The sequence below is a fragment of the Methanosarcina mangrovi genome (assembly GCF_052057765.1).
Taxonomy (GTDB): Archaea; Halobacteriota; Methanosarcinia; order Methanosarcinales; family Methanosarcinaceae; genus Methanosarcina.
In genome coordinates, this window is sequence record NZ_CP195120.1 from 4,603,960 (window position 1) to 4,630,910 (window position 26,951).

A 26,951-nucleotide genomic window follows, 5' to 3' on the forward strand; every position below is an offset into this window, starting at 1 on the left:
TCAATCAAATGCCAGGATTTTCACGTCAAAATCTGCAAGATCCACAACCGGGACTCTGGCCGGCATGGGCATCAGGTTTACACGCTTCTGGAACTCAGTCTGAGCCTGCCAGGTTCCGGAGTTGACCAGCAGGACATTTTTGTATCGCTGGACTCCCAGGGTATGGACGTGCCCCGTATGAATGATATCCGGAACGGGGTCGATTATAAAGTAGTCTTTTTTCTCAGGGGATATGGAAACCCTGCTCCCGTAAGTCGGAGCAAGGTGCCTGCGCTTTAGCATCTCAAGGACTGCCCCTGCAGGTTCCTGATACGAGACCCCGGGAACGCTTGCCACCAGATCGTCAATAGACCTGCCGTGGTAGATAAGGATCTGGACACCGTCAAGATCCACAAGAGCAGGGTTGCCGACAAAGGTGACGTTCTCGGGAAAGTCCGCGCAGATCCTCTCAGGCAGGGCTGGCTGCGGTTCTGCCTGGCGTACAGCATCATGGTTTCCAGGACTTATGATCACGTGGATGTGTTCAGGAACTTCTCTGAAGTACTCTGCAGCTTTCCTGTACTGATCATAGACATCCAGAATCTCCAGTTCCATTTCCTGGTCAGGATAAATCCCTATGCCGTCTACGAGATCTCCTGCAACAACGAGATAACGGACCTGGGCTGCAATCTCCCGCATTTCTTCGGAGTCGGATTCTCCTTTCAAAAAGTCCAGGAAGTCAAGCCAGGAATCTTCCAGGAACTGGGAGCTTCCCACATGCACATCCGAGATCAGGACGGCTTTTCCGTGGCTTCCTGTCCTGCGCTGAACACTGTTAGGGACATCAGGCTGGAGGAGCTTTGTGGCAAGCATAAGGTTTCCATCATTCGTAACCGAGCCTGTTATCCCTACGACTTCGTCCAGAAGGAGCCGCGAAGCCAGCTCAAAGAGTTCCTTGTCACTATTTCGGATAAGCACGGAAAAAGAGCCTGTCGGGTCTTCGAGAGAAAGGATCTTGTGCCCGTTGGTGGTGCTGCTGATGTCGGAAACCATTCCTATGATCGACAGTTCCTCAGTGCCTCCGTCGGATCCGCGGCGGAAACTCCTCCTTTTCAAACTCTCTATAGGCCGGGCATTCATCCTGCCCCGGAGGATTTCAGAGAGCCTGCTGTATCTGTCCCTGAAATACTGCACAAACTGCATATACTCTCCAACACAGGTTGAATGCCCGGTGATGTCGGAAAGCACGGTAACAGGGTTGCGGCCCGGGAGATATCTGACTCCTTCATCCCTGGAACTCGGAGAAAAAGAATTTTTCTGATTTGAAAAAAGAGAATTTGGCCTGAAAGCATTTTTAGAGGCAGAAGAAGGACCTGTATTTCCGAAAAAAGAGGAAGCTGGTTTTTCTACACTTCTTGAAGAAGCAGAGGGACTAACAGGATTGGAAAAAGAACCATGAACTGAATCGTGAACTGAATCATGAACTGAATCGTGAACTGAATCGTGAGTCGGATCATGAACTAAATCAGAAGCAGAATCGTAAATTGAATCGGAATCAAAATCGGAATTCGAACCCTGAGAAGAAAGAATTTCAGGTTCGATCTCCGGATTGGAGTCTGAGACTTGAACTGTTGAAGCAACCTCCGGTTCGACACTTGAAATTAATCCTGGTTCTTTAAGGGCGTCCAGAGCAGGATCAAAAGCTTTTGCCGTAGGGTCTGAAGATTCCAGGAAAGGGGCTGAGGAAGGGGCTGAAATTTTACCTGAAACCGTCCCGGAAACTATCTCAGGAGACGCTTCAGATGTTACCCTGGAAACAGTTGTAGAAGCTTCAAAGCCCTTCAGGTCGACATGTTCGGGCTCAATAACAAAAATGCAATCATCAATAGTTGAAAGAATGTATTTTAGAAGTCTTTTGGGGGAGTTACTTAACTTGATCAGTTCTACGGCTTGCGGGCTTATCTGATACCCTTCCTCTATAACTGCCCTTACAATATCGATTTCGTTCATAATCCCGACCTGACTTTCTCGGCCTGGATTTCCAGACCTGACTTTCCAAATATGGCTTCTCGATATGACCTCTCGATTAGCTTCTCAATCTGACTTTCCTTCTGGATTCGTGACTGATAGGGTCTGTTGAACCTGTTTGACCCGACATTTATCAACCTGAAATCAAAAATATTTAAGGCAAAGACCCATTTAAAATATAAAAACTAATAACATACAAAAGTAATTCGATACAAGCAAAATAACATGATATAGTTTTAGTAATTTTTTTCATCTCAAAATCAGTTGAGAACTCCTCATGGTCTCATAATTGCTAGCATATTCCGGTATATTACCAGCAATTATCAGTATAATTGCCACCTATGCCTAATATAATCATTGATAACATCCTAATAATTATATAAAATACTTTTATAAAATTACTTGGTGACAGTTTTGGAATCCGCCCGACAGTATCGATTTGCACTTTAGAATTAATGGATAAAGGTGTTCCCTTACTCGCCTGAAAAACTTTTATATTAAATATAATATGATCCGCATCCCTATATCAATTAAAACAGGATATAGTTACGGTAATTAATGATCGCCATGCAGTGGAAAAATTAGTTTTAGGGTGTTAATTATCCCTGATCTTTACCCCTGGTCTTTACCCCTGATTTTTACCCCGATCTCTAAAATTTAAGAATCAATATGAGGGTACCGGAAACGGCCTGAATATGCAGGCGTTCAGGACACTCAATTTCCTGAACCTCATTATTTTTCCGGGCACCGGCATAATCAGGTTTACTAAACAGATTTCTAAACAGATTTCCGAACAATTTATTCGAATTCGAGGGAATCTCAGTCTATTTTTTAAATAATTGCCTATAAAAATATCATAACCCGATGATCAATTGTAAGTTAATATAGGATAAAAACAAATCGTATAGGCAAGTATACCGAAAAGACTTATACAATAAAACAGAAGAGTAGGGTACAATTGAAAGTGTTAAAGTGGGATTTATACAAAAATATAAATTACATAGCTGATGAAGTGCTGGCACAGGCAATAAAGACCGAATGAAATATAATACAGCACCGGAAGAATAAGATCAAGAGAATAAAGGCTTACTATGAGCAACACTAATACACAAAACAGTACCCAGGAAGAAGAAAGCTTCCTGGTTTCCCTTGGAAAGGATTTGCTGTCGGTTGCGGCTGTCCTGATAGCCTTTATGGTTCTTTCCAAACTGGCGTTCGGGCTCTGGACTCCCATGGTCGCAGTGGAGTCCGGAAGTATGGAACCACATATGCAGGTAGGAGACATTATCTTCATTAAAAACATCGATCGAGTTGATCTTATTACCAATGAAGAAGGGGAAGAGTCAGGTTATACGACCTTTGGGGAGTACGGAGACGTGATCCTCTATAGACCCTACGGGCAGGAAGGCATAACTCCTATAATACATAGAGCAATGTACCGGGTGGAAGCCGGCGAGCCTATGTGGGAAAACGGTCCTGCTGCCCCTTACTCGGGATACATTACCAAAGGAGACAACCCTATTACCAACAAGCACTATGACCAGGAAGGACAGATAAGTTATTATGTGCCTGTTAAGGATGAATGGATAATAGGGGTTGCAAGGTACAGGATTCCTTACCTTGGATATGTCAGGCTGCTCTTTTCATGAGCCCTTTGAGTTGTATGCGCCTGCAGCAGATAATCGCCTCCACAGTATATAACCAGTGGTCATTATTCTCTTGTGGTTATACAACCACATTATAACCAGTGGTCATTATTCTCCTGTGATTATATAACCACATTACCTGCACATTTAACTTCAATCAAGCTCCGTAATTAACTTCAATCGCCTATTAACCTCAAACCCCGTAATTAACTTCAATCAACTTTTGCATTCTCGTTAAGGATCTGAACCAGACTTTCAATCCTGGTTCGAGTATCTTGCTTTTAACTTCTTTTCGTTGATAGAAAAAACTAGAAATCATGAGAAACATGAGACTTAAAAAACGTAAGAAATGTGAAACTTAAAAAACATAGGAAACATGAAACTTAGAAAACTGAAAATTGGCAGGACAGAGCTTCCTGGAAACCTTCTTCTTGCACCCATGGCAGATGTAACAAATCTGGCTTTCAGACTGCTTTGCAGGCAGGACGGAGCTGACCTGACCTACACAGAGATGATCAATGCGGATGCCCTGCTTAATGAAAGCAGAAAATCTTTTATTAAAGGGCTGAGTTCTCCTGAAGACAGGCCTTTTGGGGTTCAGCTTGTGGGAAGTTGCCCTGAGAAACTTAGAGAGGCTGCACTTTTTGTTGAAGAAGAGTACAGACCTGAAGTCATAGACGTTAACATGGGTTGCCCAGCAAAATGCATCACAGGGACTGGCTGCGGTTCGGCTCTCCTCAATTCTCCGGAACTTGTCAATGCAATAATCTCAGAGCTTACAGATGCCCTGGAGACACCGGTCAGCGCCAAGATCCGCCTCCTTAAGAGGGAGGAAAAAACTCTTGAAATTGCCCACCTGATAGAAAAGGCAGGGGCATCGGCTCTGACCGTGCACGGCAGGACAGCATCGCAGATGTACTCAGGCAGCACGAACCTTATGGAGATAAGGGCTGTCAAAAATGAGCTTTCGATTCCTGTAATTGCAAACGGGGACATCAGAGATGAGGAATCGGCAGAAAGAACTCTGGAACTGACAGGCTGCGACGGGCTTATGATAGGGCGCGCAGCAATGGGAAACCCATTTATTTTTAGAAGGATCAGGCACTATCTGGAAACAGGGGAAAAGCTTGAGGTTGAGAGACAGACCAGGCAACTTGAGGATTTTGAAAAATATATTTCCCTCCTTGAGGAACACAACCTGCTTTCATCCATAAACCTCAGGATGCACGCACACTGGTTTACTAAAGGACTGCGCGGCTCGCGGCATGTAAGGGAAAAGATTAATGGCATGAAAGACGGAAAGGCCATAACTGAACTGATGAGAAGTTCCTGTCAGGAAAAATATTAAAAATACTCAATTTTTTGAGCTTAGCTTTGTTTACAATAGATTAGAGAAAAAACATGATTATGAGACAGGTTAACCTGGAAACCATAATTATAAAACGTCTAAAAAATAATTTAAAATTAGAAGTATTTATAAAGAATTTCTCGACGTTCACCGAAAAACTAATAATAATCTACACTATTATCCATGAACTATCAGGCACCAAACGGCGTGAACATATAATTGAAAATATATTACACTCAAGATAATTATGATCCATCAATTATGAATACTATCAGGTTAACAATTTGCCGTCCAAAGCTTTGAATTCATGCAAACCTGTCTTTGGATATTAAACGGTGTCTGAAGAAAAAGCCAGATACAAAACCGTACAAGGGTAGGTACGCAGTTCCTGATCTGGCAAGCATTAATATAGAGATTAACATCAGGTTAACTCGATTAACAGCAGTGTGCCGACAGCTAAATCATAAGTATGCCATACAGACGTATGCCATACAGACTGCCGAAAACAGCAAAAAGTGCTGGAAAAACAGTAGAAAAACAATAACTTGAAACCGCATTTAAGAAGGAGAATCCAGATGAAGGAAATCAGAATACACGGTCGAGGAGGCCAGGGTTCTGTTACTGCGGCTGAAATGCTTTCCGTTGCAGCTTTTGAAGATGGTAAGTTCAGCCAGGCCTTCCCCGCTTTTGGGGTAGAGCGCAGAGGTGCTCCTGTGCAGGCATTCACAAGGCTCAGTGACAATCCGATCAGGCTCCGAAGCCAGATATACACACCAGATTACGTGATCGTCCAGGATGCCACCCTGCTCGAAACTGTCAATGTTGCAAGCGGGATAAAAGATGACGGCGTCATCATTATCAATACAAAAGAAAAACCCGAAGACCTTAAACTTGATACAAAAGCAAAAGTCATGACCGTGGATGCCACAAAAGTGGCAATGGACATCATAGGCCTTCCTATTGTGAACACTGTTCTCCTGGGAGCTTTTGCAGGTGCAACCGGAGAAATTAATGTGGAATCCATTAAAAAAGCCGTAAAGGACCGTTTTTCCGGCAAAGTAGCCGAAAAGAACGCTCAGGCTATCCAGAAAGCCTATGAACTTATCAGGGGGGAAGAAGCATGAAGATCCCAATCGGAGGAATTTGTGAACCGGGTTCAACCCTGGCAAATAAAACAGGAGGCTGGAGAAATTTCCGTCCTGTTTACATTTATGAAAAATGCACTAAATGCGGAATCTGCCAGATTGTGTGCCCCGATATGTCAGTTCTTCCCAGAGAAGACGGCTTTTTCGAGTACAACTATGACTACTGCAAGGGGTGCGGCATCTGTGCAAACGAATGCCCTGCAGATGCAATTGAAATGATTCTGGAGGAGAAATAATGCCGCTCAACTCAGCTGACAAGGCCAAAATGGTCGTCGTGGAGGGTTCCTACGCAGTTGCCCATGCAGCAAAAATCTCCCGTCCAAACGTGATTTCCGCCTATCCTATCACCCCTCAGACCCATATTGTCGAGGACCTATCCCAGTTTATGGCAGACGGGGAAATCCCGAACTGTGAATATATCAACGTGGAATCCGAATTCTCAGCAATCTCGGCCCTTGTGGGAGCCTCTGCAGTCGGGGCAAGGACATACTCCGCAACCACATCCCAGGGGCTTTTGCTCATGCACGAAGTCCTCTTCAACGCCGCAGGAATGAGGCTTCCCATTATCATGACCGTGGCAAACAGGGCAGTCAGTGCCCCGATCAATATCTGGAATGACCATCAGGACTCAATTGCTCAGAGGGATACAGGCTGGCTCCAGCTCTATGCCGAAGACGTCCAGGAAGCAGCAGACATGGTCCCCCAGATCTTCAAAATCGCAGAGGACAAAGATGTGCTCCTGCCGGGCATGGCCTGCATGGACGGATTTATCCTTTCCCACGTCTACGAACCCGTGGTGCTGCTTGAGCAGGACCTTACTGACGAGTTCCTGCCCAAATATGAGCCGGAATACGTGCTTGACCCCAAAAACCCTATGACCTTCGGAGCCTTTGCAGACCCCTCGACTTACACCGAATTCAGATACCTGCAGGAAAAGGCAATGCAGGCAGCTCTTCCGAAGATTGAAGCCGTTTCCAAAGAGTTCGCAGAGATCTTTGGCAGGGACCACGGAGGCCTTATCGACGGTTACCAGCTTGAAGATGCTGAAGTTGTAATCATGGCTATGGGCTCCCTTGTGGGTACCCTCAAGGACGTAGTTGACCAGTACAGGGCAAAGGGAGAGAAGATCGGTATTCTGAAAGTCAGGTCCTTCAGGCCCTTCCCGAAGATGCAGATCAGAAAGGCCCTGGCAAAAGCCAATGTTGTGGTCGTGCTCGACAAGAACATCTCCATCGGAACCAATGAAGGTGCTCTCTTCACCGAAACAAAGGCCTGCATGTACAACAGCAGGTGTGATATTCCGATTATCGGCTACACCTTAAACCACGGAGGCCGCGATGTGCCCGTACAGCTCGTGGAGAAGATAATCGAAGAGAGCAAGAAGGTCGCAAAATCCGGTATTACTGTTGAGAGCCAGTTTGCTGACGTCAAGGAGGAGTTACTATGAGTAAACCCGCACCAAAAACCTACCTTGCTCCGGGACACAGGGGCTGCGCAGGCTGCTGTGACGCCCTTGCCGCAAAGTTCATGCTCATGGGCGCAGGCCCGGACACGATAGTGATTAACCCTACAGGTTGCCTGGAAGTTATGACCACACCCTTCCCGGAATCCGCCTGGCAGGTCCCCTGGATCCACTCCCTCTTCGAAAACGGAGGCGCAGTGGCATCAGGTGTCGAGGCTGCCTTAAAAGCCCTCGGCAGGAAAGGAAACACCAGGGTCATCGGAGTTGGCGGCGATGGCTCAACGATGGACATAGGAATTAGATCCCTTTCAGGTGCTTTTGAGAGGGGCCACGACATTACGTATGTCTGTGTGGACAACGAAGCCTACATGAACACCGGGATCCAGAGAAGTTCCGGAACTCCTTTCGACGCTTCCACAACGACAAGCCCCGCAGGTAAAGTCTCCTTTGGAAACCCGCGCCCCAAGAAAGATATGCCGGCTATCATGGCAGCGCACGGCTCTCCATACGTGGCCACAACCTCAATCGGCTTCCCGCGGGACATGATGAGGAAGGTCAAGAAAGCTACCGAAATTGTGGGCCCCACCTACATCCACTCCCACGCACCTTGCCCAACCGGTTGGGGTTTCGATGGCTCCAAGACCATCGAACTTGCAAAACTCGCAGTCGAGACCTGCCTCTGGCCCATGTACGAAATGGAAAACGGTGAGATCACCCAGGTCAGAAAAGTCAAGGACCCGAGGCCAGTCGAGGAATACCTCAGAGCCCAGAAGCGGTTCAAACACCTTTTCACTATGGAAGGCGGCGAAGAAGAAATCGCAAAGATCCAGGCTGCTGCAGACTGGAACATAAAACACTACGGACTTCAGTAAAAACTGAAGTTCTACTTTTTTATTCTTCTTTTATTTTCTTTTTAGACTTTTGCGGGTCGTTTAGATTTTTAGATCTCCAGGGTAATAATTTAAAGATGTCACTATTCTAAACTTCTTCCTCTTAACTCTTCCTAATTTTATACATTGTTGAGTATTTAAATAAAGATTTTGACTTTTTCTCAAGATATCAGTCTTTTAAAACATAGATTGCTAACAAACTGCAAAAAAACTTAAAACTAAAATCTGAAAACTTCATTCGGAAAAAATTATTTTTTTTCTCCATAGACAATATGAATTAAATTGAGAGAATTTGAGCCAAAAAATAGGATACATTAGAAAAAAGATTGAATGAAAAAAATCTTAAAAATGCTTAAAAAAGAAAATAAAGAGTTTTAATTCATAAAGAGCTTGAATAATGTAGATTTCAGTGAAAACTAAACTTCCACCTTTCTTTTTTATATTAGGGCCCTCTTAAACTCACTATTTAACTGGAATTTATTTCCCTTTTTTCTGCTAATTAAGCCATATAATAGTTTCTCCAAAAAAAGTACGTCTTATTTTTGATTTAAAATCTAATTAAGACCTTCAAAAATCGTAAATTTTATTGAGGAGGATGTACAATCCTCTTCTGGCGATATATTATGAAAGCTCCGCTTATGCCACTAAACGAAGATTTCAGATGGAAATTGTTATCCGAAATATTAAACGTTTTTGATATGAGACCTTGCAGGCAAATCCTTACAAAGAGGGGCATTCTGCCCCTCCAGAAATCAGTGCCTGCGATTAAAACCGTACTTCTGAGCATGTTTTTTTCCTGTGAAATTTCCTATTCTATCAGAGAATTAAAAGAAAGGGAAAGCTTGAGAAACTTTTTAAAAATAGGTTCAGTACCAAGAAAATGAAATTTATGGTGTTCTGAGTAAGTATGAACCAGAACAATTCTCCTACTATGTTTTTGAATTACTGAACGATTTATGTCCTAAGAGAAAAAGTGGATCAAGAGGCATTATCATTGATAGTACAGACATAAACCTTAACCTGAACTTTCATGCAAAAAAGATTACCAAGAAAAGCCTGGAGAACAAGGACTATAAATGGGGTTATTCAACTCATAGAGGTTTTTTCATTGGCATGAAACTGACTCTGGCACCTGAAACTGAAACATTGAAACCATTAGCGTTTCTGATTAATGAAGCGAATACATCAGAACCTAAAATTTATCCAGAAATTCTTAAAGAACTGAAAAGGAAGAGAATAATAAGAGCAGGAGACATTGTTTATGCTGATAGAGGTTACTATTCTTACGAAAACTACGTGATATCTGTCAGAGAGTTCAAGGTAGTACCTTTAATTTTTCCCAGGAAAAACTGTAATTTTAAGAAACTTTTCAATATGCTGAGATATCCTCTGAAAATATTTGATTCAAAGAGAGATACTAAAAAGGAAATAAAAATCTACAAAGAAATAATTGCAAAATTTAAAGAGCTAATAAGCAAATGGAAAGAGTTCAGATCTGTTAGATCAATCATAGAAGATGTATTCAAATTGGCGAAGAAAGCATACTCTATGGAGAATTTGCACAGATATACGAGGAATTAGGTCCAAAAATACTGTTTTTTAGCCGTACTTTTAGTGGGGATAACTGTAAATTACGGGATTAATGAAAGGAAGGAATTACAAGCCTTCTCTGAATGAAGAAATAAAGAGGGGGCTATTTTTATATATTACCTTTCTAAACAAAATATATAAAAGTTTAACATCTGAATCGAAGAGGAATCTTTTAAATTAACTTGTGTCAAATATATCTTAAAAAAGGGAATATGAGAGGAAGGGGGTTTCCAGCATGGCTATAAAAAATAAACCTAACTGTTCAGGTAACCTTTCAAAAGCTGGCAGTGTAGAAAATTTCTGAAAATTATGATTAATTCTGTAATAAATATAAATTCAAATTTTAGAGAAAAAAATCTGGAAGTGAATAAATGAAAAAGAATATTTCAAACCTTGTGGGAACAATCATGATATCCACCCCCCATTGGATGAGGAAAAACCGGTTACATTCACTACTTTTGCTGATATTTTCAGTGATGCTGATCATGTTCAGTGCGACACAATTTGTGCAAATCACATCAGCAAACGCATCCTCCGACCAGCTGGAAACCGAATCTGACTGTGAAGCAGCATCCATACAGGTAAGTTCGGCTTGCGAACCCAGTCCAGCATATGAAATAGAAAAATGCGTTACAGACGTAAATTGTATGGGATCGCAAGCCAGCGTAAAAGAGGCAGGAGATGTCGTCACCTACCGTATAAAGGTGACAAACACCGGAGACATCGACCTGACAAATGTAACTGTTACGGACTCGTTAATTGAAACTCTAACAGGGCCAACAAAGTCAAAGGATACCGACGATATTCTGGACCCAGGAGAGATATGGACATACACCGGCAGCTACATGGTAACGCAGGAAGACATAAACACTAACGGGGGATGCGATGGATACATTAACAATGTAGCAATGGTAGACTGTGATCAGCTGGAACCAAAATGTGACAGTGCCAAAGTACTGATAGAAAAAGCATCTTCAGGAGATGATTCAACAGGGGATGATGATTCAACAGGAGACGATGATTCAACAGGAGACGATGATTCAACAGGAGACGATGATTCAACAGGGGATGATGATTCAACAGAGGATGACGATTCAACAGGAGAGAACCCTGATTATTTCATATATAAATCAATAATCGGAGCCGATGAAGCTGGAGATCGTATAATCAACGAACCTGGGGACATAATAGAATATCAGATAACTGTGAAGAATGAAGGTAACGCGAACCTGACAGGAGTTTCGGTAAACGACCCGATGATTACATTGACAGGACCTGCTGGAGACGATCTTGACTCAGGAGTGTTGAATCCGGGAGAAACGTGGAACTTCTTCGGAAACTATACGGTAACCCAAGAGGATATTGACAGTAACGGTGGAGGAGATGGGGTCATCGAAAATACGGCAATAGTAAGTTGCAACGAACTTCCTGATGAAAGCAGCAGTGTACAGCAACCGATTACCCTTAATTCAACCGACAGTGATAGCAGTAATAACGCTAGTATAGCCCACTACCACAGTGATGGCGGTACCGGGGAAGCCCGTATCATCCCTAAACCTACCAAAAATCTCGAAGTGAACGAAACTGGCAATGAAACGCAGCTTGGACCTGACGTTAGAAATTTTGACCAGAACACTGAGAGCGCAGAAGCAGATCTTGGAGAGGAGCCTGAACAGGAAAAAGCAGGAATACCCGGGTTTGAAATCGTTTATGGCGCAGTCGGAATGCTTGCTGCAATATTCCTGTATAAAAGGAAGTAAAAACAACGAGAATCAGGTAAAAAAGCTTTAAACAAGCCCGACCCAGAAAACAATTAGATGGGGGAATCAAACCTTCATCTAATTTGCTAATTTTTATTCTCAATCCAAAGAGATGTTCAAGAAAAATGTGATTTTTTTGGTTTACTTCAAAGGGCAGCAAGCCAGAAAAAAGATAAAAGTATTTTTTCCCGGGGGTTAGTTTTAGAAGGCTTCACGATAAAATTAAGAACTGTATATAATGCATCGAAACCCATATTTCTAAAACTAGAGTTATTTGGAAACGCTAAGCATTAAGACTAAGAAACGCGGAAACCATCGAATTAACAAAACTAGAAAACTACTTATCGAATTGGTGATAGGCATCTGTTTAATGCCGTTTTGTAATCAACGTTTTTCAAAAATTCCGTTTTTTCGAATACCGTTTTTTCGAATACCGTTTTTTCGAATACCGTTTTTTCGAATACCGTTTTTTCGAATACCGTTTTTTCGAATACCGTTTTTTCGAATACCGTTTTTTCGAATACCGTTTTTTCGAATACCGTTTTTTCGAATACCGTTTTTTCGAATACCGTTTTTTCGAATACCGTTTTTTCGAATACCGTTTTTTAGACTACCGTTTTTCGAATACCGTTTTTTCGAATACCGTTTTTTAGACTACCGTTTTTCGAATACCGTTTTTTAGACTACCGTTTTTTAGACTACCGTTTTTCGAATACCGTTTTTCGAATACCGTTTTTTAGACTACCGTTTTTCGAATACCGTTTTTCGAATACCGTTTTTCGAATACCGTTTTTCGAATACCGTTTTTCGAATACCGTTTTTCGAATACCGTTTTTCGAATACCGTTTTTTAGACTACCGTTTTTTAGACTACCGTTTTTTAGACTACCGTTTTTCAAGACACCGTTTTTCGAATACCGTTTTTTTTCACAGATGCCTTGCACGCCAAATATCTTTCACTAAATATAAGACTACGGATGTACTGAAAATTGAATATAACTCTTCAGAGGTACTGTAAATTTTCCAGGAAGTATGAGACCAAAATCAAAAGCAGAAGAGCTTTTTTATATTTTTCAGAGATTTCCAATGAGGTTTCAGCTCCTTAAAAAGCTTTAGCTTAAGATCGACTTTAAATTTACAAAGATTGGATCTTATAAAACTCAGGTATGCAAAACATAAATTTTATAAAATTTTAGACTTTGACAAAAAAAGGAGAATTATGGAAATGAAACACAATCGAAAAAGAATGGAAAAAAGTAAGCTGCCTGAGAGTTAAATGTCAACCAGGGGCAGTTGTCTTCTGAGGTCTGGCAAATAACCTTCTCTGTGAAGAGCGATCTTATAATCACTTATTGACCTGCATACCTTGTGTGTGTATTTTATGCAGTCGGTACCCACTTCCCCTTTAAACAGCAGCTTTTCTATCTTTTCTACGAATTCCGGGTAGGTAAATACCAGTTCTTCTTTGGTGTGCAGGAAAAGGGCTGTAAAGTCCCTGTGAATACCCATGCTTCTTTTAAGCAGCTCAACGTTGAGATGGTCCTCAGAGAGGTAGCTGTTGAACTTCACAAACGTGTAAAAGTCTGCAATGTTCTGATTCAAAGAGTTCAGGATTGAATGTAGCACATTATCTGTTTCCGGAAGAGGGATATCCGGAAGGTTGAGGTTTTCGCCATCAAAGGTTTCGTTTTCTTCAATGTTTTGATCCCGGGTTGTCTCGCGGTCCATTTTATCACCCTGGTATGACGTTTTATATTTTAGGTTTTATATTTTAATAGATGGATCTGGCGGTTTCTGATTTATAGGAACTAAACCAGTCTTTTACCTCTTTGAGGTGGCTTTCGGATACACCTGCCGGCTTGATATGGTGGCAACGCAAGTATATCGGTTGTGCACCAAAGTGAGATCTGACTGTGCAGGCTACCCTAACCTGTAGCAAATGCATCGCCTCCCCACTAGAAGCGGCTTTGTGGCATCTCACACGGTGCTGTGGACTCCGTTTTTGAATTCCATTTTTAAATTCCATTTTTGGATTTCTCTTTTGGATTCCGTTTTTGGATTCCGTTTTTGGATTCCGTTTTTGGATTCCGTTTTTGGATTCCGTTTTTGGATTCCGTTTTTAATACTAATTTACTCCAGGAATGTTAACCTTGTAACCCTGGTAGTATAAAAAAACTTGATTTAACAATAAGGCTTCTTGCATTTTACCATATATAAAATTATGTCTTAATAAAACTATTCAAATATAATTTTATAGAAGGTAGAACTTAATTCCGCCAAAAAATTTACCTGTTTTATCCTGAAATAATTTCGCTTTGAAACCTTTTTCTCTTTGTCCATGTTTTCACAACCCAAACAATCTGACTCCTATTCTGAATTTTGCCTCAATTGTTAATCTATTCCAGAACGCATCCTGTGGCGATTCTAACTGTTCAAGTTTCAAAGCTCCATGAGGCCTCTTGTTATACCATTGTACGAATTCTTCGAATGATTCAAACTCTCCTCTGAACCTTTGATATGTATCGAACCATTTCTCTATTTTTCCATTTGTCTGAGGATGTCTTACCCTTGCAAGTATCGGTTTAATTCCAAGTTCTTCAATATGCTTTTTAAATTCACTATCCCATGAACCATCCTTATTGATCCTGTGAGCTCCGAACTCACTTCCATGATCCATTATGAGCTCTCTTAAAGGGCATATGTCCCAGTACTCTCTGGCGAGTTCATCGATCACTGTAATGGTGTTCTCCGTGTTACAATGAACGTACTCTCCTCCTGCAATTACCATTCTTGATGAATCATCAAGAATGGCACAGACTTGCAGCCCTAACAGAGGGTTTTCATGCCAATCGATATGTGCAGCAGACATGCTGTGTTCACGTTCGTATCTACACCATTTTCTTCTCTGTTTCTTTTTTCGGTTTTCCTTGGCAAGGTTCATGCTAAGTAGGTAGTTATGGATTCTGTTATGAGATATCTTACGATTATGTTCGCCTTCGATGAGAATCTCGAGGTAACAGGCTCCAAACTTATAAGCGGAGTAAGCTTGGTCAATCAATTCCTTATCGTCGGATGATAATGGTTTCTTTGGCCGTCCAAGATTAGTACCAACTTGAGGAAGCTGACCAGTTTCAACATATTCTTTATAGATCTGCTGAACTCGACGGGATGAGATCCCCTGGATCTCAGCTATAGTCGAGGTAGATTCACCTTTCGACTTTTGGGCAATGATCCAACGTATCTTTTTCCCATTAAGTTTCACAAAAGATAAGGGATTACAACTAACATATTTAGCGCGAAATAATTTCGGGATAAAACAGCCAAAAAATTTACCTAAATGTGTTATATACTGAGGAGCGGTAAAACATATACCTGAGCCCTCATATCTGAGCCTTAGACCTGAGTTCTGTACATTACCTGATTCTGTACAAACGCGCTTATGATAGAGGTGCCGGCAGGTTCAAAAAACCTTTAAAAAATAATGGCATGTTTTCAGCTCTTTGAAACATGCCTGCTCTCGAGCATATCCATCCCGACAGCTACAAGCCCGTATACAAAGCTCAGTACAAGAATAATAGTGGCTCCTGAGGGGACATCCAGAGCATAGGAAAGGCCTATTCCTGCAACACTGATCAAGGTCCCGAAAGTGGTGGAGATAAACATCATTTTCTTCAGGTTATGGGTGAATTTTCGGCTCAGGGTGGCAGGGATGGTTAGAAGGGCGATCACAAGGATAATCCCCACGACTTTGATGAGGACAACAATTGTAAGAGCAATAATGCAGAGCAGGAAGAGGTAGAGCTTTTCGGTCGGGACACCCTGTACAGTTGTAAACTCTTCATCAAAGCATAAAGCGAGAAATTCCTTATAGAACAGGTAGACAGCGCCCACTATGACGGCGTCAAGGACCAGCATTAGGTACAGATCAAAACGGGGAACCGTAAGGATATTTCCAAAGAGGTAAGTCATCAGGTCCGGAGCATATCCGGGAGTCAGATAGACAAAAATAACACCAAGAGCCATTCCAAGAGACCAGAGTATACCTATTGCACTATCTTCCGGAATTTTAGATTTCTTACTTACGATACCCATGACAAGAGCGGATAACAGGCTGAAGGGAAGGACTCCGAGCATGGGGTTGATCCCTAAATAATAACCGAGCCCGACACCTCCGAAAGAAGCGTGGGCAATCCCACCGCTGATGAAGACGATTTTTTTGACAACAACAAAGGCACCTATGATTCCGCAGGCAACGCTTGCAAGGATTGCGGCTATAAGGGCATTCTGGATAAAAGTATATTGCAGAAGCTCAAACATTTTTCATTTCTCCTCAAGAGACTGTTTTTCAGACCCAATCCTTTGCTTCAGGAACTCCCTTTGTGCTGCTCCAGCACCCTGTGAGGCACTCCGTGAGCAATCAGTTCGACAGGGCACTGGTAAGTGGCTTCCAGGTCCTCAACAGGGATTTCCCTCGAGTTATGGTAGTGAAGCGTGCGGTTCAGGCAGGCTATCCTGTCCACATAGACAGAAACTGCACTGAGGTCGTGCGTGACCATAATGACTGCCATTTTATGCTTGAGCCGGTCCAGAAGCCGGTAGAGTTCGTCCTGCATGTGAGGATCAAGCCCGGAGTTAGGCTCGTCCAGAAGCAGGAGTTTAGGGTTCGTTGCAAGAGCCCTGGCAATAAAAACCCTCTGCCGCTGCCCACCCGAGAGCTGGCCTATTTGCCGGTCCTTCAGGTCGAACATCTCCACTGTTTTCAGAGCCTCTTCAGCAGCCTTTTTGTCTTCTTCACTGTACTTTTTCAGAAAACCCGTATGGCTCATCCTGCCTGTCAGGACTACTTCCCAAACACTAATCGGAAAATCAAAATCAAAACCTTTGTACTGAGGGACATACCCTACAAGGTCTCTGCTTTTTTCCGGAGGCTTCCCAAAGAGTTTCACACTTCCTTTGTAGGGCTTCAAGAGCCCGAGGAGCACTTTGAGAAATGTGGTCTTTCCTCCACCATTGGGTCCAATAATCCCGAGAAGCCCGTAAGGCTCTGTTAATTCCAGATTTATGGCTTCGAGGATTGTCTGGTTTCCGTAGCGGACCCAGACATCCTTTAACTCTATAACCTTCTCCATTACCTTTCCTTCACCATCGTTTTTATCTTACCCCAAATTAGGTTCTTTTTATATTTAGATATAGAACCTGAACAAGAACCTAACAAGAGCCTGAATGAGAACTTAAACACGATCTCACACAAGGTTTCTGGCAAAGACATCGGATACGTTGTCCATGTTTGCAATGTAATCTTTCGCGAGAGGGTCAACAGCTATAACTTCGCCGCCAATTTCCTGAGCTAAAACTTCCGCACTCCGGGTGTTGAACTGAGCCTGGACAAAGATGACTTTGACATTCTTTTCCTTTGCAAGATCCACCAGCTCCGCAAGGTCCTGGGCACTCGGCTCTTTTCCTTCAATCTCGACAGGAATCATGGTAAGCCCGTAATCTGCGGCAAAATATCCCCAGGACGGGTGATAAACCATGAAACTTTTTTCCTCTTTTCCTTCGAGCTTTTCCCGAATTCTTGTATCCAGAGCGTCCAGTTCTTCAAGGTAGGCATCTCTGTTCTGAGCATAGTAAGCTTCGTTTTCAGGATCGAGCTCTACAAGCCCTTCATAAATATCTTCGACCATTATCTTTGCGTTTGCAGGAGATGTCCAGATGTGAGGATCCAGTTCTTCATGCTCCCCATCACTTTCGTTTTCATGATCGGCCTCAAGTTCTTCATCATGTTCCTCTTCTTCCTCTCCTTCGTGATGATGGTGTTCTGCAAGCTCTCTCAGTTCGATCCCTTTGGAGCAATTTACGATAAGAGTGTTACTATTCGTGGACTCGAAATTGTCAATCCAGCCTTCCTCAAAAGGCATACCAACCCCGACTGTTACCAGCATGCTTGCTTTGTTAATTTCCTGGACTTCCTTTGGAGAAGGTTCATAAGTATGAGGATCTGCACCTGATGGGATTATAACAACGGTTTTTACTTTGTCTCCTCCGACCTTCTCTACAAATTCAGCCTGGGGAACAACACTTACGGCAACTATTATAGGCTCGTCTGTTCCCGACGCTTTAGCTCCCTGTCCCGCAGTCTCGTTCTCATCGGAATTGCCGGAATCTGTACAGCCGCTGATAAAAATGCTCAGACCAACGACCAAAAGTACCAATATAGTTATGATTTTTAATTTCATAATTGAACTCCTGTTTTTCACTTTTGTTTTTGCTTCATTACTTCGATCAATTTCATTTCAGTCCTTTTCTGGAATGAGGTTGATATAAGCAGGATAAACCTGGAAACGAGATAAATTTGGTATATATTCAAGAATTTTATAGATATATGAGATTTTTTTGGAGACAATCCAAATTCGATTCAAAACCTGATCAGAAGCTTGAATCAAAGGATTGAATCAAAGGATTTATTCAACTCTTCATTTGTGCTGGAAATTAATGATAATGCTTCTTCAATGATAATGCTCCAAATGAAGGCATTTCTCGTGACTGATTTCTCCACATACGCCGACCATCGGATGGCCCATCGAGTTGCAGATTTTGTTTACCGCATCCCTTGAAACAAAAGATTCAAAGCGGGAGACCTCGGCACATGCTTCCTCTGTCGAGAGCCCGTAATGGGTAAACAGAAGACTCAAAATTCTGTGCCTCCGAACAAGAAATTCTGCATATTCCTTTCCCATTTCTGTCAGGTTCACACCCCTGTACGGAACATGGTTCAGGTATCCAGCAGTTGCAAGTTCATTTAAGGTCTTGCTTGTTGTTGACGGATCAACCTGCAGACAGGAGGAAATTTCAGTAGTTTTTACAGTGCCTCTTTTTTCAAGAATGAACTTGAGGTAATCCACCTTTCTCGGAGAGAGTTCGAGGCCAGTAAAATCAGGATAATTCTGCTCATTCATATAGAGAAATATAAAAAACTAATATTTATTATTTGTCATATGCCAAATAACAGATTGATATTTGTAGTGTATCAAAATTAGATAATATGAAAAAATTTAATGGAAGAAAACATGAAAATAATTCGATAGAAGAAAACATGAAAATAATTCAATAAAAGAAAAAATTAATAAAAGAACAGATGAACCCCCGCAACAAGCAGGAAGCTTACCACGCCCATCAAAGCGTTTCCGAGCGTATTTGACCTGAAAACCTCGGAGGGTTCAAGTTCTGCCAGCTCCCCGAAAATCCAGAAGAATGGATCATTGACATGTGAAAACAAGAATGTGCCTGAAGCCATCGAAAGAATCAGGATTTCCGCGGGAAGCCCAAGTTCCGGAACCAGAGGAAGCAAAAGGGACGGTGCGACAAGCATTGTTACAACCCTTGACCCCTGTACGGTTTGAAGGGCTGCTGCGACAAGAAAAGGCACAAGGATATGAGGAAAGTTGATCTGCAGGAAAAACCTGCCAAGGGCTTCTCCTGCCCCTGTCATAGCAAGAGTTGCACCAAGAGCTCCACCGCCGCACAGGTCAAGAAGAACAACACCGCTTCTCCTTACTCCTCTTTCAACCAGGGTTCTGACAATTCCAGATTCCAGCACTCTGCCGGAAAAAATGGAGAGAAGAACTCCTATAAGGAGTGCAACATTCGGGTTTCCCAGAAAGGCAAACAGAGGGTGGGGATGCTCAAATCCAGCCTGCAAAATGATCAGAAGCAAAGGAAGAAAGATTGGTGCATATGCTTCAAACCGGCCTGGATTTTTAGTTTCTCTTTCCTGCACTCCCTCTTTTCTTTGCAATCCGTCTTCTCTTTGTACCCTATCTTCCTGCACTTCGATACCTTTTTCCTGTATTATTCCTGCCTTCTCCTTTATTTCTGCCTTCTCCTTTATTTCTGCCTTCTCCTTTTGTGCTGTTACCGTAATTTCAGTAAATCCTGGCTTAACGCGCCCCTGATTGCAATATTCAGAAACTCTAGGGGGCTCAGTCTTCCCCAATTTTCTGGCATAGAGATAACCTGCAGTAGAAGTCGGGACAGCAATAAAAAACCCCAGAAGAATGAGTGTATCCGTATTTGCCGAAAGTTCGTCTGCTGCCGAAATAATTACAGGGGAAGGATACACCAGATTAAATGAGGCAACGGCTCCGAGTGCAAGAGAGGTTGCAGTGGAAATGAAGGGGTAATTAAGTTTGGTAGCCAACTCTTTTGCTATCGGAATAAAGATGACATAAGCAAGGATATAGCACATCATCGGCACGGAAAAAAGAAAACCGAGAATGATCAGGGCAAGCAGAGGGTTTCTGGAAAAGCGCAGAATGTCAGAAGCTATTAAAGACATTCCACCGGTCTTCTGGAGCAAAAGTCCGATGATACTCCCACAGGTGATAATAATAGCAAAACGGGAAAAAACACTGCCAAGCCCCTTAGTTATCGCTTCGACTGTACCCATAGGCTCTCCCGCAAGCACTCCTGTGAAAAGAGATACGAGAACAAGGCTAAGGAAAGGGTGAAGCCTGAATTTTGCTGTAAGAAGCAGTATGGCTATAAGGGAAAAAAGAAAAATAAGGGCAGGATGCATCTTTGTCTAAATTTCTTCTGAAACTATAAAACTCTTCTCAAATTATAAAATTCTTCTGAAACCGTAAACAAAGAATTATCGACAATGGAAAGTTTTCATCAGTTATATATTACTATAAATTTTTAGATCTTATTATAAGCTTTAAATATTCTCCTCAGGAAGTTGCTCAGAAGAAGGAGATGGAGCAGAAGAAAGCTGGCTGAGTTCGTCGATTTCTTCCTCTCCGAGTACCCTTGCAAGGTTCAGAAGGACAAGGAGACGGTCCCCTTTTTTCCCTACTCCGGTCAGATATTCTGCGTTGATTTTCGATTTAATCATGTCTGGAGTCGGTTCAACAGAAGAAACAGGCAGTTTCAACACCCCGGTTACGGAGTTTACAAGCATGCCTATCATTGTATCCCTGACTTCCACTATGATAATTCTGGAGAGGCTGTCACTTTCTTTTGGACTGAAACCGAGGCGCCTGTTGAGATCTATTACTACGATAATTTTTCCCCTCAGGTTAATTAGTCCCTTTACGCATTCAGGAGCCTGAGGAACGCGGGTGATTTTTGAAACCGGCATGATCTCGGAGACCTGCATGATATCGACCCCGAATTCCTCTCCTGACAGTTCAAAAACTACTAAGTGAAGCAAATCCTTAGAGGGAGACGAATCTTCCTTTTCTGCTTTTTCCTCAAACATTTCAATTCCTCAGGGCTAATTTAAGGATTTTAACCGGCTATTTATCCGACCGTAGTTAGCCAGCAATATTCAGCCAACCGTGATTAGTCAACCGTAAACCGTAGTTAGTCGACCGTAAACCGTAGTTAGTCAACCGTAACCGGACAACTGCAGTTAGCCAGAACGATTTTCCGGCTCGCCTCTCGAATCACCGAGCCTGAATTTTTCGGTGGCTTTTTTCATCTTTTCCCCAAGCAAAGAGAGATCATTCGCCATGCCGGCAAGTTCGGACATAGAGGCACTCTGTTCTTCAAGAGCTGCGGCAGTTTCCTGGGTTCCTGCAGCGGACTGCTCCGATATGGAGGATATATCTTCCAGCGTGGAGGTAATTTCTTCGATGGATGCGGACTGTTCTTCCGTAGCAGCTGCAACGTCCTCGATCATATTCGTGATCTCATTGATCGTGGAGACGATCCCCGTAACCATCTCAACTTCTTCGCTAACCGATATTGAACCGTTCTTTACGTTCTTTTTACTTGCTTCTATGCTTTCTACTGTATCGCTTATACTTTCCCGGATCTCATCAATAAGTCTGGAGATATTTTGGGCTGCACTTCCGGATTCCTCAGCAAGTTTGCGGACTTCATCGGCTACAACAGAGAATCCTCTGCCGTGTTCGCCTGCCCTTGCGGCTTCAATTGCGGCATTCAGGGCAAGCATATTGGTCTGGTCGGCAATTCTGGTTATCAGCGTTATGATCTCATTGATCTGCTGAGACTTTGAGTCAAGTTCCTTGATAACAATTTCAGTGTCATCAACAGAAGAACGGATAAGGTCCATCTTCAACAGGACGTCTCGGGAAACGTTTCCGATATTACCGACAGTCTCATTCACCAGATTTGTACTTTTAGAAACCTTATGGGTATTATCCGCAACTTCCTGGATGTTGTGGGTCATATCCTGCATTGCGTGAGTTATATCAATGATTTTTGTGCTCTGCATCTCTGCCCCGTTAGAGATCTCACCTGCGGTTTCTGAAATTCTCCTTGATGCGGATGCCACTTCTTCGGAAGAAGAAGACATCTCCTCCGAAAGGGTTGCAAGGTGCAGCGAACCTTCCTGAATTTCCTTAATCAAGCTGCGCAGGTTTTCAACCATTGCTTTAAAAGCCTCTGAAAGCTGATAGATCTCACTTCTGGAGGAGCCTTTAATATCAACATCAAGGTCTCCTTCAGAGATCCTGTCGGCAGCTTCAAGCAGTTCGTAGATAGGCTTTCTGTAGATGTTCAAAATCACAAAAACAAGTAACGCACCAATAAGCATTGAAAGAAAAGTTACCAGGAAGATTTGATTTATGGAGTTTACGATCAGCGCGTCCAGTTTCTCTTTCTGGTCAGCACTGGCAGCCGTAGCTACTTCTCCAACCTGCGCAGCTATAGCTGTCATATTTTCCTCTTCAAGTGTTTTTCTTTCTTCCAGAACCTTAAACTGCTCGAAATCAGCCTGGAAGTTTTCCGCACTTGTAAGTATTTCCTCTCCCAGAGCAATATTTTCAGGCCTTTCCATTCGCCCGTTCAAGTCTGTAGAGAGCTCGATAATATCTTCCATAAAAGCATCAAAATTATCCGCATATTGCTGACCAGGGCTCATAGCATAATTTTGATATTCATTTCTGGCGTTCATTGTCAATACAATGATACTCCGAGCACTTTCGGCGTTGGAGAATTTTCGCTCGAGAGTTTCATTTGAATATCCGCTTTCGAACTCCTCCCTGTACTGGGTCATCTGATTTTTAGAAAGATTGTCTGCGTTTGTTATTAGAGTTTCACTATCGGCGACCAGTTTATCTCTTACGATTGCCTGTTCGTCATCTGCTTCGACATATCTGTTAAAAGCTTCACTGAAATTGCTCGAAGCTGAAAGAACAAAATCCATCCTGTCGCGGTTCACAGGGTCCAGATAGCCTATATATATTTCTTTGGATATAGCCGCCTGTGTGGGTACAAGACCGAGATAGTGATAAACTTCTTCTTTGTAAGCTGGATCGCGGTGAATAACATAGCTTTCCTCTGCTTGCAGAGCTTCCTGCATGTTATTCATGATAAAAGTCATATTCTGGATAGCCCGACTCTTCTTCTCGACTTCGGTCATACCCTGATAACCTGTATAACCTACAAAAAAGATCAAAATGAGGAGAAGGGCAAATCCTATCACCACATGCCCTATCTTTGTGCTTTTGTACATCTTTTCACCCGTGCTTCCAGCTTCTTCGGCTTTCTGCCCTTTCTATCCCGGAACTGCATTATAATTCACAGCAGCCTCTGCTGAAAGGAACAGAAGGATATAAACGCCAGTAAAGGTCTTATCCAGATTTCCCAACTAGTACTCAATATAGATTGTTTAAGGATTCATAAATTTTCTGATTCTTAAAAAGAATAAGAATCTCAAATAATAGGAAAACCTGAGGGCCGGCATTCGTCAAGGATCCTCCTTCTGGATATACCCTTCAGGAAAAATCCAGTGAAGGAAATTATTCAGCGAGGAGAATTATTCTACGAGGAGAATTATTCAGCGAGAAGAATTCGTTACTGAAAGAAACTCCTTGACCTGCGATCCAAAAACATCAAAATTTATGGGTTTGGGAAGGACAGCATGACATCCGGCTTTAAGGAATTCCTGTTCACTTTCAGGATCGCAATGTCCCGTGACGGCAACAACTCTTATACTTTTTGTCTCAGGGTTGCATTTTATCCGTTGAAGTAATTCAAGACCATGCATCTTTGGAAGTTCCATATCCATAAGTACAAGATCAACTTTAACTTTACTGAGAACTTCCAACGCTTCAAAGCCGTTTTTTGCCTTCTTCGGATCATATCCGCAGGATTTCAGAAGGTCAGCTTCAATAACAAGGTTAAGCAGGTTATCCTCAACGATCAGGATTTCAGGCATTCGATCACTCCTGTGTTTGTTTGAAGAATTTTCGGAATGAGATCCTTATGTAGAGGTCTCGGAATGAGATCATTTTATAGAGACCTCGGAATGAGATCATTTTATAGAGGTCTCGGAATGAGGTCTTTCTTCCATAGGTACTTTTCTTACTGAATTATTGCTCTTACAGGGGGATTATTTTGGGGAAATAATGTTTGCTGTCGGAACAGATAAAAAGGCTTAATTATCGCAAGTCATGCAAGTAATACCATCTTTATTTACAATTCTCGACACGGTTCGTAAGATTTTGAATGCAGTTAGTTGGAGTTTATAATCTGGCATTCAAACACTCACAACTAAATTTTAACACCAGAAAGATTGGATTCCAGTGACAAAAAGAAGATATTCAGTTACCAGTGTTGATGCTTTGTATAACGATATACAGATCGCAGTAAATTCCCCGACTTAATAAAGATATATGAATCTCCAGTAGGATATAAAGTTATTTATTAATATATATACTACTGTTTTATTATATATATAAACAATGCAGGTTCCCTCTTTTGCGCATATACTCATTTTATAAGGGTTAATTTAACCTGAAGTGAAAAACAAATTCTGTCAAACCATCGACAGTAGTCTCGTACATGGCAGACTCTGTGAGGATCAAGCATATTTTTTACAAGTTCACATAACTTTTACAGATTGTTTGTTAACGTGCAAACATTCCAAAATTGAGACGGGTTTAAAGCTATATAATTTGCTAAAGATAATTAAAAAAGTTTAATATAGCAGGTCTCGCATATATTTTTTCACATTAACAGGAAAGGCATACGTTAGCAAAAAAACTTGCGTCGACCATTATGTTAACCTATACGTATTCTGATAGAAGTTATTGAATCAATAGCTTTAGCATGAATCCTTCAGTTGACTGCTTCAAGGAATTTTTCATTAAAAAATCCAGTTGGGATTCCTTGATTGATAGCTTCAATGTAATCTTCGAGTGACAGCACAAATGGTAAAAGGATTACCGTACTTAAGATATTGTCACTTACCGTACTTAAGATATTGTCACTTGCTTAACAAAAAAAATAGAGAAGGTAAATCAATGGCAAGAGTAATGATCGTGGACGATGCCGAATTTATGCGAATGGTGATCAGAGACATTCTTTTAAAGCACGGACACGAGGTGGTTGCTGAAGTAGGTGATGGGGAAGAAGCGGTTCAGACATATCTGGAGGTCAAACCTGATCTTGTGTTGATGGATATAATAATGCCAGATATGGATGGGAAAGAGGCATTGCAAAAACTTCTTTTAATGGACCCTGATGCGAAAGTAGTAATGTGCTCTTCTCTTGGGCAACAGGCCCTGATAACGGAATCTATGAAAATAGGTGCCATGGGTTTTATAGTGAAACCTTTCGAGCCCGATGGCATGCTGGATGTAATAAAAAAAATTGCTGAACCAAATTAACTAAATTAAGTTAATTGAGTTTAAGTCACACGTCAGTTTCTAAATAAAGTATCCGAATCATGGATAAATAGCTTATTTCTGGATTATAGCGAATTACCGAATGAAAAGTTACTTTCCTGGCTGGCATTTGATTACTGGATTAAACGATTACTTTCTGGTAGTATTCGATTACTGAATTAAACAGTTATTTTCCGGACTACATAACTGCGTTCTGGATTTTTCTGAACTACACAACTATTCTGGATAAACGGACCGAATCAAACACCAGGGCTAAATAAAACGAATTTTAAAAACGATTTTTAATTGAACGATTCGACAAGAAAGTGATTCAACAAGAAAGTGATTCAACAAGAAAGTGATTCAATAAGAAAGTGCTTGAGATGACTATCCGCACACTCATAGTAGATGATTCTGCTTTAATCCGCAAGGTTCTTTCCGATATTCTCAACGAAGATCCGAAGATCAGGGTTGTCGGAACGGCAGTTAACGGAAAGGATGGTCTTGAAAAAGTCAGGAAACTTAGGCCCGATGTAGTACTTCTGGACAATGTAATGCCAGTTCTTGATGGCCTTAAGACCCTTGCCCGTATCATGAAAGAACAGCCTACTCCCGTAGTTATAGTGTCAGCTCTGGGAGAAAGAGCTGAAGAGATCACCCTTACGGCTTTTGAATACGGGGCAGTGGATGTAATCGAAAAACCCTCAGGTATCCTCAGCCAGAGCATTCCCGAGATGGCAGAGGAAATTTGCAGGAAAGTCAGGACAGCTTCCAAAGCCAACCTTAAAAATCTGGGGTGCATGCGAGATTCCGAACCCTTGAATCCCGAAAAAGATGAGGTGAAAGAAAACCGAATTCCGGAAAAGGCAGCCCCCGTAAGAAATGTACTGGCGATAGGCGCGTCCACAGGAGGACCACGTGCACTGGAAAAACTAATTGGCTCACTTCCCGCCGAAATTCCGGCTGCAGTTCTTGTAGTACAGCACATGCCTCCGGGATTTACAGCATCGCTTTCCAAAAGGCTTGATGCAAAGTCAGCTCTCCGGGTAAAAGAAGCACGGGAAGGAGATAGAGTAGAGGAGGGAACTGTGCTCATAGCCCCGGGGAATTATCATATGGAAATTGTACGAGATAAAGTGAACAGCCTTGAAGAAGTAGTACATTTGTCTTGCGGCCCTAAAGAACTGGGGTCCAGACCTTCGGTAAACGTACTTTTCAGATCAATTGCCCCGGTTTACGGCTCCAGAGTTATTTCCCTTGTCCTTACAGGAATGAACTGCGATGGAGCAGCTGGAGCCGAGGAAATTAAAAAAATGGGAGGCAGAGTAATCGCAGAAGCCCGGAGTTCATGTGTGGTATACGGCATGCCCGGAGAGGTTGTGAGGCGAAACCTGGCGGATCTAGTGCTCCCTCTGAATAGAATGGCTGAAGAAATTATTAGAATAATTCAATGAACTTTAAAGTAAA

Annotated in this window: 20 protein-coding genes and 2 pseudogenes; 11 read left to right on the forward strand and 11 right to left on the reverse strand. The window is 42.2% G+C overall.

The window, feature by feature from the left end:
* Window positions 1–1,989: a DNA-directed DNA polymerase II small subunit gene (locus ACSAZL_RS20325; RefSeq protein WP_440946371.1), complete on the reverse strand. Its 1,989-nt coding sequence runs from the start codon at window positions 1,987–1,989 to the stop codon at window positions 1–3.
* Window positions 1,990–3,098: 1,109 nt separating this feature from the next.
* Here ACSAZL_RS20325 and ACSAZL_RS20330 point away from each other — a divergent pair.
* From ACSAZL_RS20330 to ACSAZL_RS20370, 9 genes and pseudogenes are all read left to right on the forward strand, one after another.
* On the forward strand, window positions 3,099–3,656 hold the full coding sequence (locus tag ACSAZL_RS20330) for a signal peptidase I (protein WP_440946372.1): 558 nt from the start codon (window positions 3,099–3,101) through the stop codon (window positions 3,654–3,656).
* Window positions 3,657–4,029: 373 nt separating this feature from the next.
* A complete protein-coding gene (gene dusB / locus ACSAZL_RS20335; protein WP_440946373.1) occupies window positions 4,030–5,001 on the forward strand; it encodes a tRNA dihydrouridine synthase DusB in 972 nt (323 codons plus the stop codon).
* A gap of 575 nt (window positions 5,002–5,576) precedes the next feature.
* Window positions 5,577–6,125: a pyruvate ferredoxin oxidoreductase subunit gamma gene (locus ACSAZL_RS20340; RefSeq protein WP_440946374.1), complete on the forward strand. Its 549-nt coding sequence runs from the start codon at window positions 5,577–5,579 to the stop codon at window positions 6,123–6,125.
* Window positions 6,122–6,382: a pyruvate synthase subunit PorD gene (gene porD / locus ACSAZL_RS20345; RefSeq protein WP_440946375.1), complete on the forward strand. Its 261-nt coding sequence runs from the start codon at window positions 6,122–6,124 to the stop codon at window positions 6,380–6,382. Before ACSAZL_RS20340 ends, porD begins: the two co-directional genes overlap by 4 nt.
* On the forward strand, window positions 6,382–7,593 hold the full coding sequence (gene porA, locus ACSAZL_RS20350; protein ID WP_440946376.1) for a pyruvate synthase subunit PorA: 1,212 nt from the start codon (window positions 6,382–6,384) through the stop codon (window positions 7,591–7,593). Before porD ends, porA begins: the two co-directional genes overlap by 1 nt.
* On the forward strand, window positions 7,590–8,480 hold the full coding sequence (gene porB / locus ACSAZL_RS20355; RefSeq protein ID WP_440946377.1) for a pyruvate synthase subunit PorB: 891 nt from the start codon (window positions 7,590–7,592) through the stop codon (window positions 8,478–8,480). Before porA ends, porB begins: the two co-directional genes overlap by 4 nt.
* A 641-nt stretch (window positions 8,481–9,121) precedes the next feature.
* Window positions 9,122–10,175: pseudogene (locus ACSAZL_RS20360) on the forward strand (transposase).
* 284 nt (window positions 10,176–10,459) lie between these two features.
* A complete protein-coding gene (locus tag ACSAZL_RS20365) occupies window positions 10,460–11,848 on the forward strand; it encodes a DUF7507 domain-containing protein (protein WP_440946378.1) in 1,389 nt (462 codons plus the stop codon).
* 447 nt (window positions 11,849–12,295) lie between these two features.
* A pseudogene (locus tag ACSAZL_RS20370) lies at window positions 12,296–12,457 on the forward strand (pentapeptide repeat-containing protein); the annotation flags it as partial.
* Between the two features lie 662 nt (window positions 12,458–13,119).
* On the opposite strand, the gene ACSAZL_RS20375 reads toward ACSAZL_RS20370, so the two are convergent.
* The 10 genes from ACSAZL_RS20375 to ACSAZL_RS20420 all read right to left on the reverse strand — a co-directional run bounded on the left by ACSAZL_RS20375 (window position 13,120) and on the right by ACSAZL_RS20420 (window position 24,034).
* A complete protein-coding gene (locus ACSAZL_RS20375; RefSeq protein WP_440946379.1) occupies window positions 13,120–13,575 on the reverse strand; it encodes a hypothetical protein in 456 nt (151 codons plus the stop codon).
* A gap of 616 nt (window positions 13,576–14,191) precedes the next feature.
* Window positions 14,192–15,109: a helix-turn-helix domain-containing protein gene (locus tag ACSAZL_RS20380; RefSeq protein ID WP_440946380.1), complete on the reverse strand. Its 918-nt coding sequence runs from the start codon at window positions 15,107–15,109 to the stop codon at window positions 14,192–14,194.
* Window positions 15,110–15,339: 230 nt separating this feature from the next.
* Complete coding sequence (locus ACSAZL_RS20385; protein WP_440946381.1) at window positions 15,340–16,164, reverse strand: metal ABC transporter permease; 825 nt, start codon at window positions 16,162–16,164, stop codon at window positions 15,340–15,342.
* Window positions 16,165–16,211: 47 nt separating this feature from the next.
* The gene (locus ACSAZL_RS20390; RefSeq protein ID WP_440946382.1) at window positions 16,212–16,976 is read right to left on the reverse strand and encodes a metal ABC transporter ATP-binding protein; all 765 of its coding nucleotides are present in this window, start codon (window positions 16,974–16,976) and stop codon (window positions 16,212–16,214) included.
* Between the two features lie 114 nt (window positions 16,977–17,090).
* The gene (locus tag ACSAZL_RS20395; RefSeq protein WP_440946383.1) at window positions 17,091–18,083 is read right to left on the reverse strand and encodes a metal ABC transporter solute-binding protein, Zn/Mn family; all 993 of its coding nucleotides are present in this window, start codon (window positions 18,081–18,083) and stop codon (window positions 17,091–17,093) included.
* Between the two features lie 270 nt (window positions 18,084–18,353).
* Window positions 18,354–18,803, reverse strand: coding sequence for a metal-dependent transcriptional regulator (locus tag ACSAZL_RS20400; RefSeq protein ID WP_440946384.1), 450 nt, complete (start codon window positions 18,801–18,803; stop codon window positions 18,354–18,356).
* Window positions 18,804–18,967: 164 nt separating this feature from the next.
* A complete protein-coding gene (locus ACSAZL_RS20405; RefSeq protein WP_440946385.1) occupies window positions 18,968–20,422 on the reverse strand; it encodes a GntP family permease in 1,455 nt (484 codons plus the stop codon).
* 141 nt (window positions 20,423–20,563) lie between these two features.
* Complete coding sequence (locus ACSAZL_RS20410) at window positions 20,564–21,106, reverse strand: chemotaxis protein CheW (RefSeq protein WP_440946386.1); 543 nt, start codon at window positions 21,104–21,106, stop codon at window positions 20,564–20,566.
* Between the two features lie 153 nt (window positions 21,107–21,259).
* Window positions 21,260–23,329, reverse strand: coding sequence for a methyl-accepting chemotaxis protein (locus ACSAZL_RS20415; protein ID WP_440946387.1), 2,070 nt, complete (start codon window positions 23,327–23,329; stop codon window positions 21,260–21,262).
* Window positions 23,330–23,653: 324 nt separating this feature from the next.
* Complete coding sequence (locus tag ACSAZL_RS20420; RefSeq protein WP_440946388.1) at window positions 23,654–24,034, reverse strand: response regulator; 381 nt, start codon at window positions 24,032–24,034, stop codon at window positions 23,654–23,656.
* Window positions 24,035–25,121: 1,087 nt separating this feature from the next.
* Here ACSAZL_RS20420 and ACSAZL_RS20425 point away from each other — a divergent pair.
* Both ACSAZL_RS20425 and ACSAZL_RS20430 read left to right on the forward strand, forming a co-directional pair.
* Window positions 25,122–25,487 carry a response regulator gene (locus tag ACSAZL_RS20425; RefSeq protein WP_440946389.1) on the forward strand — a complete coding sequence of 122 codons (366 nt, stop codon included), beginning with the start codon at window positions 25,122–25,124 and terminating at the stop codon, window positions 25,485–25,487.
* 380 nt (window positions 25,488–25,867) lie between these two features.
* Window positions 25,868–26,938 carry a protein-glutamate methylesterase/protein-glutamine glutaminase gene (locus tag ACSAZL_RS20430; protein ID WP_440948920.1) on the forward strand — a complete coding sequence of 357 codons (1,071 nt, stop codon included), beginning with the start codon at window positions 25,868–25,870 and terminating at the stop codon, window positions 26,936–26,938.
* Window positions 26,939–26,951 lie beyond the last annotated feature (13 nt).